This is a genomic window from Gibbsiella quercinecans (assembly GCF_002291425.1).
Classification (GTDB): Bacteria; Pseudomonadota; Gammaproteobacteria; order Enterobacterales; family Enterobacteriaceae; genus Gibbsiella; species Gibbsiella quercinecans.
The window spans coordinates 1,781,885-1,797,757 of the sequence record NZ_CP014136.1 but is presented as its reverse complement, the minus strand read 5'-3'; the positions used below and the strand labels follow the sequence as shown (position 1 = coordinate 1,797,757).

Annotated in this window: 14 protein-coding genes and 4 tRNA genes; 16 read left to right on the top strand and 2 right to left on the bottom strand. The window is 53.3% G+C overall.

Going from position 1 to position 15,873, the window contains the following annotated elements; all coding sequences use genetic code 11:
• The first annotated feature begins 75 nt into the window (after positions 1 to 75).
• Positions 76 to 1,407 (top strand): omega-aminotransferase AptA, encoded by a 1,332-nt coding sequence (gene aptA / locus ACN28Q_RS08400; RefSeq protein ID WP_095848965.1) that lies wholly within the window; start codon positions 76 to 78, stop codon positions 1,405 to 1,407.
• Positions 1,408 to 1,417: 10 nt separating this feature from the next.
• Here the strand turns inward: aptA and ACN28Q_RS08395 are convergent, their stop codons facing one another.
• Positions 1,418 to 1,543 carry a hypothetical protein gene (locus ACN28Q_RS08395; protein ID WP_257790441.1) on the bottom strand — a complete coding sequence of 42 codons (126 nt, stop codon included), beginning with the start codon at positions 1,541 to 1,543 and terminating at the stop codon, positions 1,418 to 1,420.
• A 211-nt stretch (positions 1,544 to 1,754) separates the two neighbouring features.
• Here ACN28Q_RS08395 and ACN28Q_RS08390 point away from each other — a divergent pair, with 211 nt between their 5' ends.
• From ACN28Q_RS08390 to ACN28Q_RS08375, 4 genes are all read left to right on the top strand, one after another.
• Positions 1,755 to 2,738 (top strand): amino acid ABC transporter permease, encoded by a 984-nt coding sequence (locus ACN28Q_RS08390; RefSeq protein WP_095845923.1) that lies wholly within the window; start codon positions 1,755 to 1,757, stop codon positions 2,736 to 2,738.
• On the top strand, positions 2,728 to 3,522 hold the full coding sequence (locus ACN28Q_RS08385; protein WP_095845922.1) for an amino acid ABC transporter ATP-binding protein: 795 nt from the start codon (positions 2,728 to 2,730) through the stop codon (positions 3,520 to 3,522). Before ACN28Q_RS08390 ends, ACN28Q_RS08385 begins: the two co-directional genes overlap by 11 nt.
• Positions 3,523 to 3,539: 17 nt before the next feature.
• Positions 3,540 to 5,570: an oxidoreductase gene (locus tag ACN28Q_RS08380; RefSeq protein WP_095845921.1), complete on the top strand. Its 2,031-nt coding sequence runs from the start codon at positions 3,540 to 3,542 to the stop codon at positions 5,568 to 5,570.
• A 129-nt stretch (positions 5,571 to 5,699) separates the two neighbouring features.
• Positions 5,700 to 6,608 (top strand): transporter substrate-binding domain-containing protein, encoded by a 909-nt coding sequence (locus ACN28Q_RS08375; protein WP_131928963.1) that lies wholly within the window; start codon positions 5,700 to 5,702, stop codon positions 6,606 to 6,608.
• A 140-nt stretch (positions 6,609 to 6,748) separates the two neighbouring features.
• Here the strand turns inward: ACN28Q_RS08375 and ACN28Q_RS08370 are convergent, their stop codons facing one another.
• Positions 6,749 to 8,158 carry an MFS transporter gene (locus ACN28Q_RS08370; protein ID WP_095845919.1) on the bottom strand — a complete coding sequence of 470 codons (1,410 nt, stop codon included), beginning with the start codon at positions 8,156 to 8,158 and terminating at the stop codon, positions 6,749 to 6,751.
• A 234-nt stretch (positions 8,159 to 8,392) separates the two neighbouring features.
• Here ACN28Q_RS08370 and pncC point away from each other — a divergent pair, with 234 nt between their 5' ends.
• From pncC to ACN28Q_RS08315, 11 genes are all read left to right on the top strand, one after another.
• On the top strand, positions 8,393 to 8,881 hold the full coding sequence (gene pncC / locus ACN28Q_RS08365) for a nicotinamide-nucleotide amidase (protein WP_095845918.1): 489 nt from the start codon (positions 8,393 to 8,395) through the stop codon (positions 8,879 to 8,881).
• Between the two features lie 112 nt (positions 8,882 to 8,993).
• Complete coding sequence (recA, locus tag ACN28Q_RS08360) at positions 8,994 to 10,058, top strand: recombinase RecA (protein WP_095845917.1); 1,065 nt, start codon at positions 8,994 to 8,996, stop codon at positions 10,056 to 10,058.
• Between the two features lie 58 nt (positions 10,059 to 10,116).
• Positions 10,117 to 10,614: a recombination regulator RecX gene (gene recX / locus ACN28Q_RS08355; RefSeq protein WP_095845916.1), complete on the top strand. Its 498-nt coding sequence runs from the start codon at positions 10,117 to 10,119 to the stop codon at positions 10,612 to 10,614.
• Between the two features lie 131 nt (positions 10,615 to 10,745).
• Complete coding sequence (gene alaS, locus ACN28Q_RS08350; RefSeq protein ID WP_095845915.1) at positions 10,746 to 13,373, top strand: alanine--tRNA ligase; 2,628 nt, start codon at positions 10,746 to 10,748, stop codon at positions 13,371 to 13,373.
• 253 nt (positions 13,374 to 13,626) lie between these two features.
• Positions 13,627 to 13,812, top strand: coding sequence for a carbon storage regulator CsrA (csrA, locus tag ACN28Q_RS08345; RefSeq protein WP_004091602.1), 186 nt, complete (start codon positions 13,627 to 13,629; stop codon positions 13,810 to 13,812).
• Positions 13,813 to 14,119: 307 nt separating this feature from the next.
• A tRNA-Ser gene (locus ACN28Q_RS08340) sits at positions 14,120 to 14,212 on the top strand.
• 3 nt (positions 14,213 to 14,215) lie between these two features.
• Positions 14,216 to 14,292: transfer RNA gene (locus ACN28Q_RS08335), tRNA-Arg, on the top strand.
• Between the two features lie 60 nt (positions 14,293 to 14,352).
• Positions 14,353 to 14,429 (top strand) — tRNA-Arg (locus ACN28Q_RS08330).
• A 60-nt stretch (positions 14,430 to 14,489) separates the two neighbouring features.
• Positions 14,490 to 14,566 (top strand) — tRNA-Arg (locus ACN28Q_RS08325).
• 280 nt (positions 14,567 to 14,846) lie between these two features.
• Positions 14,847 to 15,413, top strand: coding sequence for a fructose-1-phosphate/6-phosphogluconate phosphatase (gene yqaB / locus ACN28Q_RS08320; protein ID WP_095845914.1), 567 nt, complete (start codon positions 14,847 to 14,849; stop codon positions 15,411 to 15,413).
• On the top strand, positions 15,410 to 15,838 hold the full coding sequence (locus ACN28Q_RS08315) for a YqaA family protein (protein ID WP_095845913.1): 429 nt from the start codon (positions 15,410 to 15,412) through the stop codon (positions 15,836 to 15,838). Before yqaB ends, ACN28Q_RS08315 begins: the two co-directional genes overlap by 4 nt.
• Positions 15,839 to 15,873: the final 35 nt, after the last annotated feature.

Here is a 15,873-nt window from a genome sequence, read left to right as displayed (position 1 = left end):
ATCATTCGATAATAAGGATTTATCTCAACTGACTTTTGATTGCAAACTCTTCTAACACCTGTTGGGAGAATGATCATGGCTAAAGACCTAGACACGGCTTCACTTAATCTCAAAGCGCATTGGATGCCGTTCAGCGCTAACCGCAATTTCCATCGTGATCCGCGCTTCATCGTTGCCGCGCAGGGGCATTGGCTCACCGATGATAAAGGCCGCCAGATCTATGACAGCCTTTCCGGTTTGTGGACCTGTGGCGCCGGGCACACCCGCAGCGAGATTCAAACCGCCGTGGCAAACCAGCTCGGCACGCTTGATTATTCGCCGGGGTTTCAATATGGCCATGCGCTGTCATTTAAGCTGGCAGAAAAAATTGCGCAGTTGATGCCGGGCGATCTCAACCACGTTTTCTTTACCGGCTCCGGTTCCGAATCTACAGATACCGCGGTCAAAATGGCCCGCGCATACTGGCGTGTCAAAGGTCAGCCGGCCAAAACCAAACTGATTGGCCGCGCCCGTAGTTATCATGGTGTGAATATTGCCGGTACCAGCCTGGGCGGCATTGGCGGTAATCGCAAAGTGTTTGGTCAGTTTATGGATGTGGATCACTTGCCGCATACCTTGCAGGCTGGCCAGGCATTCACTCAGGGCATGGCTGAAACCGGCGGCGTTGAACTCGCCAATGAGATGCTTAAACTTATTGAGCTGCACGATGCTTCCAATATTGCCGCCCTTATCGTTGAGCCGCTGTCTGGTTCTGCGGGCGCCATCATTCCGCCGAAGGGATATCTGCAACGCTTGCGTGAAATCTGTGACAAGCACGATATCTTGCTCATTTTTGATGAAGTGATTACCGGCTTTGGCCGCATGGGGCGTTGGAGTGGGGCAGAGTTTTTTGGTGTGACCCCGGATATTCTCAACTTCGCCAAGCAAATTACCAATGGCGCGATCCCGCTTGGCGGCGTTGTTGCAAGCAGCAAGATTTATGAAACCTTTATGTCCCAGCCGTTACCAGAGCACGCGGTTGAGTTTCCACACGGCTACACCTACTCTGCGCATCCGGTAGCCTGTGCTGCGGGCCTGGCGACGCTGGAACTGATGGAAAAGGAGAACCTTATCGCCCAGTCTGCAGCGCTGGCGCCACATTTTGCCACTGCGCTGCATGCGTTGCGCGATTGCCCACATGTGATTGATATTCGCAACTGTGGCCTTGTGGGGGCAATTCAGCTTGCGGCGCGGGAGGGCGATGCAACGGTAAGGCCATTTGATGCGGGCATCGCGCTGTGGAAAGCCGGATTTTATGTTCGCTTTGGCGGCGACACCCTGCAATTTGGCCCGATGTTTAATAGCCAGACAGCCGAACTGGATCGTTTGTTTGATGCCGTCGGCGAAACACTGCACCACATCAGTTAAAGAACGTTCATTAGCATCGTGCCGCACGGTTGATGGGCACGTTGCTGATGTATTGCCCTTCCTTTAAGGCCGCGTGCCTGGCGGCCTTGCCATCAAGCAAGGCATAGGTTGAGCTTCCAGGCTTGAGCTTGTTCATCGTAATCCCTTCTATGGCCGCGTGATTTGGCTATACGGCCTCACTCTTTCGCGGTTAGCGCCCGCATTATTCAATAAGCATGTGGCGTTCTTACCCTGCAACTCGACTTATTTTGGGTATGATTATCTATATAAAGCATTTGTTGCCCATATTTTCTTGTGTATATTTTGTTAAAAAACATGCATCCTTTTAATTTCCCCAGGTAAAAGAAATGACAGATTTCGATGCAGGGAAAAACGTCCGTTTTTTCCAGAATCAGGAAAAAATAATAATTAATACTGAGCGAAAATATTATGGTGAAGATTTTTCATATTTAATTGAATTAGAAAATAAACAGGGGATAACCCAGAGGTTTTCCTATGCGCGTTGGGCCTTTGGCGTGGCTGTCTTATTTATCGTTCTGTCTTTTATTTATCTTGCAGCTCAAAATGAGGCTTTTGACTGGGCACTGGTGGGGCATTATCTGTTCAACCCACAGATCCTGAAAGGGCTTTATACCACCCTATGGTTAACGGCGGTAGTTACACTTCTCAGTTTGATTTTTGGGGTGGTCGTTGCCGCTATGCGTTTATCCAGGAACCCGGTCGTTTCTCTGATTGCCTGGTGCTATATCTGGCTGTTTCGCGCGACACCTCTGCTGGTGCAACTGTTGTTTTGGTTCAACATCGGATATCTGATCCCGACGTTAAATCTTGGCCTGCCAGGCATGCATCCTTGGATCAGTATTCCAACCAACAGCCTTATCAGCGCGCTGGGTGCCTCGATCCTCGGCCTCACTATGCACGGCGTAGCGTATTCAGCAGAGTTTGTTCGCGGCGGTTTGCTTGCGGTTCCTGTGGGCCAACAGGAAGCGGCGCGAATGCTGGGTCTCTCCCCATTACAGATCTTTAGAAAAATAGTTTTCCCGCAGTCTCTGCGCAGCATTATTCCTGCCTTGGGAAATTTCTTGATCGATAATCTGAAAGGCACGTCGATTATTAGTGTTGTCGCGGTGACCGAGTTGCTCTATTCAGCACAGCTTATCTATAACCGCAATTACAAAATTATTCCTTTGTTGTTGGTAGCAACAATCTGGTATGTATTCGTCACCTCGTTATTGTCGCTAATGCAGCATGCCATCGAAAAACGTTTTAATCGCGGATATCAGCGCCAAAAATATGCCCGGCCAGAAACAGGAGGCGACCATGCCCAATAATTCGCAACTTGCCGTCGAGCAAACGCCTACTTTTCTGCGCCTGCGTAACATACATAAAAGCTTTGGTGAAAATGCCGTGCTCAAAGGTATTGACCTGGATATCGATAAAGGGGAGGTCGTGTGCTTGATCGGCCCTTCTGGCTCGGGGAAGAGCACGCTGCTGCGCACCATTGCCACGCTGGATAATATTGATCGCGGGGTGATCCTGTTCGATGGTTCGCCGCTGGGCATCGAAGTTGATAACGGTCGGCTCTATGCCGCCAGCGAAGCGGTCGCCCGCCGTGAGCGTGACAAGATCGGTTTTGTGTTTCAGCAATTTAATTTGTTCCCTCATCTGACTGTGCTGGAGAACATTACTTTAGCGCCTTCACTGCAGAGTAAAGGGCAGGATCATATCAAGCACGCTAAAAAGTTGTTGGAGCAGGTCGGTTTAGCGCATAAGGCTGCGGCCTACCCAGGTGAACTCTCCGGCGGCCAGCAACAGCGAGTGGCGATTGCTCGTGCACTGGCGCGAAAGCCGCAGCTTATTTTGTTTGATGAGCCAACGAGCGCACTCGATCCCGAACTGGTAGGGGAGGTTTTATCGGTTATCGCCGGGCTGGCTTCCTCAGGTATCACCATGGTCATTGCCACTCATGAAATGGGCTTTGCCCGCCGAGTGGCCGATCACGTCGCTTTTCTTGATAAGGGCAAAATCGTCGAATATGGCACACCGCAACAGGTACTTGACCATTCAAGCAAGGCACGTACTCGAGAATTTCTCCAGCAAATTGTACCCGATTAACGCATCCCGAGGCCGCGATGACAGATAAAACTGATTCACTTTCCACGGCATATAGCGCGCTATTTTCACCGATTACCCTTGGTGGCGTCACCTTAAGAAACCGTATCGTCAATTCAGGGCACGGCACTAGCTTGGGGCCAGGTACGCATAACGAAGATTTACTCTCTTATGAGGAACGTCGGGCACAAGGCGGCGCGGCGGTTGTTATTACTCAGGCCAATGCGGTAAACGCACAGGTGGGCGACTTCTTTGTCGGTAAAGAGGCCAGCAGTGGTAAATACGATCAACTGGCCAACCGCATTCACGCCCATGGCGCGCTATCTTTTGTGCAAATCAACCATCCAGGCCGCCAGGCACACCTCGGCCCCAATGCTTTCAATGAGGTCCTGTATTCTTCTTCCGCGGTGCCGCAGCGTGAATATGGTGCGCAAGTCAGGGTGCCTCGTTCGTTATCGCATGAAGAAATACTTCAGGTGATTAATGATTTTGCCACGGCTGCCGAACAGATTGCTAATACGGCGGTTGACGGCATCGAAATACATTTTGCCCACGGTAACCTGGTGCAGCAGTTCCTTTCACCGGATTTAAACCAGCGTGAGGACCAATGGGGCGGCGATGCGGCAGGCCGTAACCGCCTGGCTATCGAAATTTTACGCGAAATCCGAAAGCGGATTGGTAAACGTTTAATTGTTGGGGCGAGAGTCAATCTCGAGTTGGCGCCACAAGAGGATGCCCAAAGCGAATTAACCGATCAGATTCTGACGATTATTGATACCGGTCTGCTGGATTATGTTTCGGTAAGCGGCGGGAACTTTTCCAGTGGATGGGGGGTGGCCACCAATCTGCCTGATGCCAGCTTCCCTCCAGCGCTGTGGCGCAATGCTGCGCGCAAGCTTAAGCAGGGGCAAACGCGAATTCCGATTTTTCTGGCTGGCAGAGTGCTGACGCCAGAATTAGCTAATCGTCTGATTAGTGAAGGATATTGCGACGTTGTCACGATGGCGCGCGAGCTGGTGGCTGACCCGGACCTGCCAAACAAGGCCAGGCGCGGTCAGGATAAAGAGATCCGCCCCTGCGTGGGCATCCAGTCTGGCTGCTGGCAACGGGTGGCGGACGGTAAACCCATTCACTGTGCATTCAATCCCGTGGCAGGGCGTGAAGCCGATGAGCGCGATAATGCAGCCGCGCCCATTGAGCGGGCGTTGTCGGTGGCGGTGATCGGCGCGGGGCCTGCGGGATTAGAGGCAGCGCGCTCGGCGGCATTGTTTGGCCATAAGGTCACACTTTACGATCGGCGCCATGCCCTTGGCGGGCAATTAACGCTGATAGAAAACGTTCCGCATCGCCAGGATCTGCGAAAAATTATTGGTTGGTTTGAACGAGAGTTGAAAACTTCCGGCGTTATCTTGCGTCTTGGCACCGATATCGATGTCAAGACGCTCATTAGCCAGCAGTATGATGCCGTGCTGGTGGCGACCGGCGGTCTGGAATCTTTCCGCCCGGATTGGCAGGGCGTATTCGACGGGCAGATTCTTACGGTTAATGAGGCATTAACTCAGAGGCTGCCGGCCACGCAAAACGTTCTGATTTATGATGAATGGGGGGGCCGTGCCGCACTTAGCGCCGCTGAATATCTGATTGCTCATGGGAATAAAGTGACTTTTATCACCTCGCTGACCTATGCCGGCGAAGGATTGAACAATACTGTGCGGCTACCCGCCGTATCTCGTCTGGCGCGCAGTGGGGTGGCCTTTCTAGCCGAACACCAGCTACAGGCCGACAACGGGCAATTGCGGCTGCGCAATTCACTGTCTTATCAGTTGACCATGTTGCCTGCTGCCGATGTATTGGTTACCTCCCTGATCCCAACCGGTAACAACGCCCTGTACGAAGCATTGCTGGATGCCGGGGTAACAACGCAAATTATCGGCGATGCGCGCAGCCCTCGGGGGATCACAGAGGCCACGCGTGAAGGTTATCTGGCGGCACGTGCGCTGGGCCGTACGCCTGTGGTGGCCCGTTCAGACCTGAATATTCTTGTTGTGTAACCCGGCTTATACCCGATTGATTTTGAGTCACCGCGAGGCGGCAAGCCCATGGCCGCTAACAGATTTGAACACTGTTGGTAGCGGCCCGTTGGGGCGCAACACAGAGATTAGCCGGGTCACCGCTGCAACTTGAAAGATAAAGGGGATATCGCCGCTTCGGTAGCCTTGACTCATATACTCACACCAGGGAAATCAAAAGAAATGAGAATCCATGCATTAGCCTTAACCCTCGGCCAACTGTTAGCCGTTGCCAGTTGCTCAAACGCCTGGGCAACAGACGAAAGCAATATTATCCCGCATTCCCCGTATGTTGGAAAAACGGTGGTCATGGCGATTCAGTATGACTGGGAGCCGTTGTCTTTCAAAAACGATCAAGGCCAACCGACCGGCTATTTTTATGATATCGCCGCCGCCGCTGCTGCGAGATTAGGCGCTAAAGTTGAGGTGACCAGTGGTGATTTTGCCGCAGTCATCCCGGCCATTCAGTCAGGCAAATTCACCGTTGCCGCCGGACTGGATGCCACCACCGAACGCCAGGCCGTGGTGGATGTTGCTTCAACCGTCAATGCCGGTTACCAGATTATTGTCTTAAAAAAAACGGATATTCCTGAGAATGCCTCGTTGGACGATTTCTGTGGCCGAACGATCGCGCTATTGGCGAGCCATCCTTCAACCAAAACGTTTGAAGCACAGTCAGAAAAGTGTATTGCCGAAGGTAAAAAAACGATTACCGTCAGCCAGTTCCCCGACCGTGGGGCCACCTGGTTGGCGCTTCGCTCCGGCCGCGCCGATGCGACTCTTGGTTATTCCGGTGAAAATGGTTGGTTATTGAAGAGCCAGTCCGATTTAAAACGCGTTGGTCCCATCATCGACACGACGTATGCCGGTATTCCAGTAAGCAAACAGTCCGGTAATGCGAAATATTGGGTAGAAGCCATTAACTCGTTAATCGCCGATGGTACCTACAAGAACATTTTAGCCAAGTACGGGGTGCCAGAAGTCGCTATTCCACGTTCAGAGTTGAATCCGGTGAAATAACTTGTTGTTGCGCTTGGCATTTCTGGCGAGCCGCTGCTGCGGGTACTTGATAATAAGGGGCTAGTCAGGGGGAAACAATTCCCCCTTCGTTCCGTGTAATTTCACCAGCGCAGACCTAGCGGCCTTAATGCACAAAGCGCCTACAGCATGGTGTAGGCCTTTTTCAGCCCGGTATCTTCATCAGGATCCGCCCCTTGCGGGGGCGCGTTCTCATCTTCTGCCGTTGCTTCGTCGGCCTGGCTCTGCGGGCTGGCGTTTCCCTCTGCTGGCGGCTCGGGCGCGGTTTCCGGCGGTGGCATGGTGTCCTGAATCATCTGTTCGTCAAACGCCGGGTTCAGAGCAGGCGACAGCGGGGAACTGACCAGGCTATCCGGCATGGGAACATGGGGCAATGGCGCATCCTGGACAAACTGCTCCTCGTCTTTTTTCACGGAACGGTTGAAGGCCACAATCATTACGCCGCAAAGCGCAAAGAAGGCATAAAGAATGTTGCCGCCCAGCGGTTGAATCAGCAGGCCAACGATTAACGGGCCGATGCTGGCGCCCACGCCAAATGCCATCAGCAGACAAGCGGCTAGCGAGACGCGGCGCTCGGGCTCGATCATATCGTTGGCCAGCGCGACGGCCAGCGGATAGAGGGTGAATTGCAGCATACTGACGACAAACCCCAACGTTAACAGTACCGGGAAATGAATCTGGGGCAGTACGGCAAGGGGCAGGGCGGCAAGCACCAGCAGGATAGCGTTCACACGCATCAATAGTTGGCGGTTATAGCGATCGGAAAGCCAACTGAGCGGAAATTGCACTACCAGCCCGGCGAAAACCGCAATCGCCATGAACAACCCGGTTTGTTGCGTGCTCAACGCCTGTTGGCTGGTGTATACCGGCGCCAGGCCATAGAATGCGCCAATCAGCATGCCAATAACCAGCGTGGTGGCCAGCACTTTCGGGATCGCCTGGGTAAAGTAGCGCAGCTCCATCGGAGCCGGCGACATATGGCGCGCGTTGGTGCGGGTTGTCAGTGCGATTGGCACCAGGCACAGGGCAAAGCACAGTGCGATCACCAATAGCGTACTCATGCCAAGGCCGCTTTGGACCATCAAAACCACCTGGCCTAACGTCATTCCCAGATAAGTCGCCGCCATATAGACGCCAAAGACCATGCCGCGCTGGCTGGATTCGGCCTGATCGTTAAGCCAGCTTTCCAGCACCATGAACTGGCACATCATACACAAGCCGATAATTAGGCGCAGCATGACCCAAACGGGAAGATATTCAGTCAGCCCATGGCCGATCACCGCTGCCGTAATGATACCGGCACAGGCGACATAGGCCCGGATATGGCCGACACGGGCGATCAGGAAGTGGCCCACTTTGCCACCGATCACTAACCCGATATAGTTGGCGGCAATGATAGCCCCGATCAGGCCGCCGCTGACATGAATCGCGTTCAAACGTAGTGAGATATAGGTGGTTAGCAGACCAGACCCCAGTAGCAGAAAGAGGGTAGTGGTGTATAGCGGAAGGAAAATGCCCAGCGTTTTTTTCACTCTATCATCCTAATTGTTTTCCTGGCCGGTGTTTGGGCGGCCCCTACCATCATGTGCCTCTATAAGAGAATCGGCCCGGAAAAACGGGATACGTTTGATACTAGCAGCTTGTTCCGCGGCATCAAACCGCATTACTCTGCGCAACGGTACGCATCTCCTGCGTAGTGCAATCGCTGGTAGGCCTTGATAAATGCTACTATCGGGCACATATATTCGTTTCTCTAAGGAGGGATCATGAGTGGGAATACGCTGCATGAACTTAGTGTGGTCATTGGAGCCAGGCTAAAAGCACATGGCCAGTGGATCACCTGTGCGGAGTCCTGTACCGGCGGCGGCATCGCCAAGGCGATCACCGATATTGCCGGCAGCTCGGCCTATTTTGACCGCGGGTTTGTGACCTACAGCAACACGGCGAAACATGATTTACTGGGCGTGGCGTCAGCAACGCTGGAAGCACACGGTGCCGTGAGTGAAGAGGTGGTGCGCGAGATGGCACAGGGCGCGCTGCATGCGGCCAATGCCGACCTGGCGCTTGCCGTCAGCGGTATCGCCGGGCCTGATGGCGGCAGCGTGGAGAAACCGGTTGGCACCGTCTGGTTCGGCTTTGCCGGGCGTTCGGGCAAGGTGCTGGCCCGCAAGGTGCGTTTTGATGGCGATCGTAATGCGGTGCGCGAACAGGCTATCGCCTATTCTTTGCAAACGGCGCTTGATGAATTTTTATAAAATTAGGCTTGATACTGTATGCTCATACAGTATAATCAGCGGCATTACCTGCACAACAATTATTCTGTAGCAGTGTGGGCGACCACCGGCATTGCGCAACGAAGGAGCAAAAATGGCTATTGATGAGAACAAGCAAAAAGCGTTAGCAGCAGCCCTGGGCCAGATTGAAAAACAATTTGGCAAAGGCTCCATCATGCGCTTGGGTGAAGACCGTTCCATGGACGTGGAAACGATCTCCACCGGTTCACTTTCACTTGATATCGCTTTGGGTGCCGGTGGCTTGCCGATGGGGCGTATTGTAGAAATTTACGGGCCGGAATCTTCAGGCAAAACCACGCTGACGCTGCAGGTTATCGCCGCCGCGCAGCGTGAAGGGAAAACCTGTGCGTTTATCGACGCCGAGCACGCGCTGGATCCTATTTACGCCAAGAAGCTGGGTGTGGATATCGATAACCTGCTGTGTTCTCAGCCAGATACCGGCGAGCAAGCGTTGGAAATCTGTGATGCGTTAACCCGCTCCGGCGCCGTTGACGTCATCATCGTCGACTCCGTTGCGGCGCTGACGCCGAAAGCGGAAATTGAAGGTGAAATCGGCGATTCGCACATGGGGTTGGCGGCGCGCATGATGAGCCAGGCCATGCGTAAGCTGGCTGGTAACCTGAAAAACGCCAATACCCTGCTGATCTTTATTAACCAGATCCGTATGAAAATTGGCGTGATGTTCGGTAACCCGGAAACGACGACCGGGGGTAACGCGCTGAAGTTTTACGCTTCTGTTCGCCTGGATATCCGCCGTATCGGCGCGATCAAGGACGGCGATGAAGTTGTCGGTAGTGAAACCCGCGTCAAAGTGGTCAAAAACAAAATCGCTGCGCCATTTAAGCAGGCTGAATTCCAGATCCTGTATGGCGAAGGGATCAACAGCCGCGGTGAACTGATCGATTTGGGCGTTAAGCACAAGATGATCGAAAAAGCCGGCGCCTGGTATAGCTACAATGGGGAAAAAATCGGGCAGGGCAAGGCAAATGCCTGCAACTTCCTGAAAGAAAACCCGGCTATTGCCGCCGAGCTGGATAAAAAGCTGCGCGATCTGTTGCTGCATAACAGCAATGAGCCGGCATCCGCTACCAGCGAAGGGTTTGACGATAGCGAAGCTGAAACCAGTGAAGAGTTTTAATCTTTGCTGATGTACATGCATGCCGCCAGGCATGCATGTGAAAATACAGGCTAAAATGATGAATGAACTGCTAAGCCGCGCCATGCGCTTACTGTCTCAACGCGATCATAGTGAAGCTGAACTGCGCCGCAAACTTGCGGCGCAGCCGTTTGTACCGCAAGCTCGATCGGGTTCAAAACACGGGCAGCAGAGCCCCGATGAACCCGTCTCTCCTGAAATCATCGACCAGGTTATCTCCTATTGTTATCAGCACAACTGGCTGGACGACCAGCGCTTTGCCCAAAGCTATATTGGCAGCCGTAGCCGTAAGGGGTATGGCGCGCAGAGGATCAGTGCTGAACTGTTGCGCAAAGGGGTCGATAAAGAGATCGTGCGTACCGCGCTGGCAGAGTGTACGATCGACTGGTGTGTCTTGGCGCAACAGATTGCCCAGCGCAAATTTGGTGAACAGTTGCCAACCGAGTGGAAAGATAAAGCCAAAGTACAGCGCTATCTGCTTTATCGTGGCTTCTTCCGTGAAGAAATCCAGTCTATTTATTGCGATTTTGCGCAATGAACGCACACGGGGTTTTACTTCCCTCTGAAGAAAATTTATCTTATCCCCACTTTTTGTTCGTGAGCCAGATGCCATCATAGGATGTCGAGTTTCTTGCTCACGTGTCGTTATTCTGCCTTTCCGGGAAAAATATGAGCAAGAGCACCGCTGAGATCCGTCAAGCGTTTCTCGATTTCTTCCAGAGTAAAGGTCACCAGATTGTAGCGAGCAGCTCCCTGGTGCCTAACAATGATCCGACGTTGCTGTTTACCAATGCCGGGATGAACCAATTCAAAGACGTTTTCCTGGGGCTGGACAAACGTGCCTATTCCCGTGCGACAACGTCGCAACGCTGCGTGCGCGCAGGCGGCAAGCATAACGATTTGGAAAACGTTGGCTATACCGCCCGCCACCATACCTTCTTCGAGATGCTGGGCAACTTCAGCTTTGGCGATTATTTCAAGCACGATGCGATTATCTTCGCATGGGAACTGCTGACCAGCCCGAGCTGGTTTAATCTGCCGAAAGAAAAGCTGTGGGTCACGGTGTATGAAACCGATGATGAAGCGTACAGCATCTGGCGTGATGACGTGGGCGTGCCGGTGGAACGTATCATTCGCATTGGCGACAACAAGGGTGCGCCGTATGCCTCCGATAACTTCTGGCAAATGGGCGATACCGGCCCATGCGGCCCATGCTCCGAGATTTTCTACGATCACGGCGATCATATCTGGGGTGGCCCTCCGGGCAGCCCGGAAGAGGACGGCGATCGCTATATTGAGATCTGGAACCTCGTTTTCATGCAGTTCAACCGTCAGGCTGATGGCACCATGCAACCGCTGCCGAAGCCTTCCGTTGATACCGGCATGGGGCTGGAGCGTATTTCCGCCGTACTGCAGCATGTGAACTCCAACTACGAAATCGATCTGTTCCGCACCCTGATCAAAGCGGTTGCGGAAGTGACGGGTGCGACAGACCTGGACAATAAATCACTGCGCGTGATTGCCGACCATATTCGCTCCTGCGCCTTCCTGGTTTCCGACGGTGTGATCCCATCGAATGAAAACCGTGGCTATGTGCTGCGCCGCATCATTCGCCGTGCGATCCGCCATGGCAATATGCTGGGTGCGAAAGAGACCTTCTTCTATAAGCTGGTTGCGCCGCTGATCGCCGTGATGGGGCCAGCCGCTGACGAGCTTAAGCGCCAGCAGGCGACGGTTGAGCAGGTGTTGAAAACGGAAGAAGAGCAGTTTGCCCGCACGCTGGAACGCGGCCTGGCGCTGCTGGATGACGAGCTGGGCAAGCTGCAGGGGGATACCCTGGATGGCGAAACCGCGTTCCGTCTCTACGATACTTACGGCTTCCCGCTGGATCTGACGGCAGATGTTTGCCGTGAACGTGGGCTGAAGGTTGATGAAGCCGGCTTTGAAGCCGCGATGGAAGCGCAGCGCTCCCGTGCGCGTGAGTCCAGCGGCTTTGGCGCTGACTACAACAACGTGATCCGTGTGGATGGCGCCAGCCAGTTCTGCGGTTACGACCATAACGAACAGCCGGCAAAAGTGACCGCTTTATTCCGTAACGGCCAGCCGGTGGATGAAATTCACGCGGGTGAAGAGGCCGTCGTGGTGCTGGATAAAACGCCATTTTATGGCGAGTCTGGCGGGCAGGTTGGCGATAAAGGCGTGCTGAAAGCCGTAGCCGGTGATTTTGTGGTTAGTGATAGCCAAAAATACGGGCAAGCCATCGGCCATCAGGGCCAACTGGCGCAAGGGGCGTTGAAGGTTGGCGAATCCGTTGATGCGGTGATTGATGTCGCTCGCCGTAACCGTATCCGCCTGAACCACTCGGCGACGCACTTGTTGCATGCCGCGCTGCGCCAGATCCTGGGCGAGCACGTCGCGCAGAAAGGCTCGTTGGTGAATGACAAATACCTGCGTTTCGACTTTTCGCACTTTGAAGCGATGAAGCCGGAACAGATCCGTGCGGTTGAAGATCTGGTCAATCAGCAGGTACGCCGTAACCTCCCGGTGCAGACCGAAATCATGGCGCTGGAGAAGGCGAAAGAAAAAGGCGCCATGGCGCTGTTTGGCGAGAAGTATGACGAGAGTGTCCGTGTGCTGACCATGGGCGATTTCTCCACCGAACTGTGTGGTGGCACCCACGCCGGGCGTACGGGCGATATCGGTCTGTTCCGCATCATGAGCGAATCCGGTACTGCAGCCGGTATTCGCCGTATTGAAGCGGTGACCGGCGAGGGCGCTATCGCTTCGCTGCATCAGCAAAGTGATTTGCTCCACAACGTTGCCCAGTTGGTGAAAGGCGACAGCAACACGCTGGCTGATAAAGTGCGCGGCGTGCTGGAACGTACCCGCTTGCTGGAAAAAGTGCTGCAGCAGTTGAAAGATCAGGCTGCTGCGCAGGAAAGCGCATCGTTGTCGAGCAAGGCCAAGCTGGTTAATGGCGTTAAGCTCCTGGTGAGCGAGTTAAACAACGTTGAGCCGAAAATGCTGCGGACGATGGTTGACGATCTGAAAAATCAGTTGGGATCGGCGATTATCGTGCTGGCTACGGTTGCGGATGATAAGGTCAGCCTGATTGCCGGCGTGACCAAAGATCTGACAGACCGGGTTAAAGCCGGCGAGCTGATTGGCAATGTCGCACAGCAGGTTGGCGGCAAAGGCGGTGGCCGCCCGGATATGGCGCAAGCAGGCGGGAGCGATGTTAATGCGTTGCCTGCGGCGCTGGGCAGCGTAGAGGCTTGGGTTGCTTCAAAACTGTGAAATATAAATAAATAGTACAAGGAAATGCTATAAACAGTTGTTGTTTATGGCATTTCATTACTGTGCTGCTACATTGTTGTTACACTTACGGGAACAAAGTTTTTCAGGTCGGCTAGACTTACCATTAGCTGCGGTGATATCAAGCTCATTAACATCCATTGTTAATGTCATGGCTTACGTTTTCACCATGTATGATGGATAATGGCCGGGAAACTGAGAGACCCGACTCTTTTAATATACCAAGGAGCAAAGAATGCTAATTCTGACTCGTCGAGTTGGTGAAACCCTCATGATTGGCGATGAGGTAACGGTCACAGTGCTAGGAGTAAAGGGCAACCAGGTACGTATTGGCGTGAATGCTCCCAAAGAGGTGTCTGTTCACCGCGAAGAAATCTATCAGCGTATCCAGGCCGAAAAGTCTCAGCAGACGACTTACTGATTTCTAAACAGCGTCTCGTTGTTTAAGCGAGGCGCTGTCCACGACTTTTGCCTGTTGGGCATCCCCTTGCCGTTACTCCCTGCTTTCTTGTTATTGCCGTTCATTTTTTTTCTCCGTTCATCCTCCGTTGCCTGTTGATAATATTCCCATTTTGCCGTGAAAGTGCCCATGTTGCGTGGGAATTGTGCAAACGGCAGTGAGTTGGGAAAAATTGTTTGACTTATAAGGCGGGGAAAGTAATATGTGCGCCACGCAGTGCCGATGAGCTTTAACAAAAGTTTTCATCGCACACTCGAAAGAGGCGTTTGGTGAGGTGGCCGAGAGGCTGAAGGCGCTCCCCTGCTAAGGGAGTATGCGGTCAAAAGCTGCATCCGGGGTTCGAATCCCCGCCTCACCGCCATTTGCATCCATAGCTCAGCTGGATAGAGTACTCGGCTACGAACCGAGCGGTCGGAGGTTCGAATCCTCCTGGATGCACCATATTTTGCAGTATGGTGGGGTAGTAACAACGTACCATACGGTATCAAAAAGAAGTTCTGTGCATCCATAGCTCAGCTGGATAGAGTACTCGGCTACGAACCGAGCGGTCGGAGGTTCGAATCCTCCTGGATGCACCATATTTTGCAGTATGGTGGGGTAGCAACAACGTGCCATACAGTATCAAAAAGAAATTCTGTGCATCCATAGCTCAGCTGGATAGAGTACTCGGCTACGAACCGAGCGGTCGGAGGTTCGAATCCTCCTGGATGCACCATATTTAACCTCACGTATCGCGAAGAGCAATCTGCATTCGTGTGGTAAGTAAAAAGTATTTTAGGGAAGATAACGTTGTTTCAGCAACGGCCCACAGGGCAAGGCGTTAGCGCCAAGTCATCCTCCTGAATATGCCCTATCAGAAAAACCCGCTTCGGCGGGTTTTTTGCTTTTTCACCACCATGCTAACCGCTTGGCACTTCCCCCTCCGCACATGCAGCGACAATTTCTCCGCTTTACGCTAAAGTAGATGACTTTCATTTAATACGCATGGGGCTGCAATGTACGATCATTTCCAGGGTCTGATCTTTGACATGGACGGGACGATTTTGGATACCGAGCCTACGCACCGCCAGGCATGGCACGACGTTTTGGCTCGGTACGGCATGGTATTTGATGAAAAAAAAGTCATCGCGTTAAATGGCTCGCCAACCTGGCGTATTGCCCAAGCGTTGATTGAAAGCCACGGCGCGGATCTTGACCCTCATGCCCTGGCGAAAGAGAAAACGCAGGTTGTCGAGGCTATGCTGTTGGATACGGTTCGTCCGTTGCCGTTAATTGACGTGGTAAAGGCTTATCATGGCCGCCGGCCAATGGCCGTAGGCACGGGCAGTGAACACCGGATGGCCGAGATGTTGCTGCGCCATTTGGGGCTATTGCCGTATTTCAATGCAATTGTTGGCGCCGACGACGTTACGCGTCATAAGCCAGAGCCAGATACCTTTCTACGCTGTGCGGGCCTGATTGGCGTGCCGCCTGAAGAATGCGTTGTGTTTGAAGATGCCGATTTCGGTATTCAGGCAGCGCAACGCGCCGGTATGGCAGTGGTGGACGTTCGGGCGCTGTGAGTAGTACGCTAGCTCTCGTATCATTGTTCGGCAGCAGTTTCCTAAGTGCGACCCTGTTACCGGGAAACTCAGAAATTGTATTAGTTGCCTTGCTGGCAAACGGCGTTACGCAACCTGAGTGGCTGGTATTGGCCGCTACCCTGGGGAATACGCTTGGTGGGCTGACAAACGTCATTATTGGGCGCCTGTTGCCCACGTTGAAGGCCCAGCCGGGGCTGGGAATGGCACAGTATTGGCTGCAACGCTTTGGGCCGGTTGCGCTATTGCTCAGTTGGATGCCGGTAGTCGGTGATGTGTTGTGCGTGTTGGCAGGTTGGCTGCGGATGCCATGGGGCCCTGTCGCGCTGTTTCTGTGCATTGGAAAAGCGCTGCGTTATATCGTCCTGGCGGTGATAACGTTGCAGGGAATTGCCTGGTGGCATTAACGAAATGAATATAACTCAATATTCTCTCGGGTGCA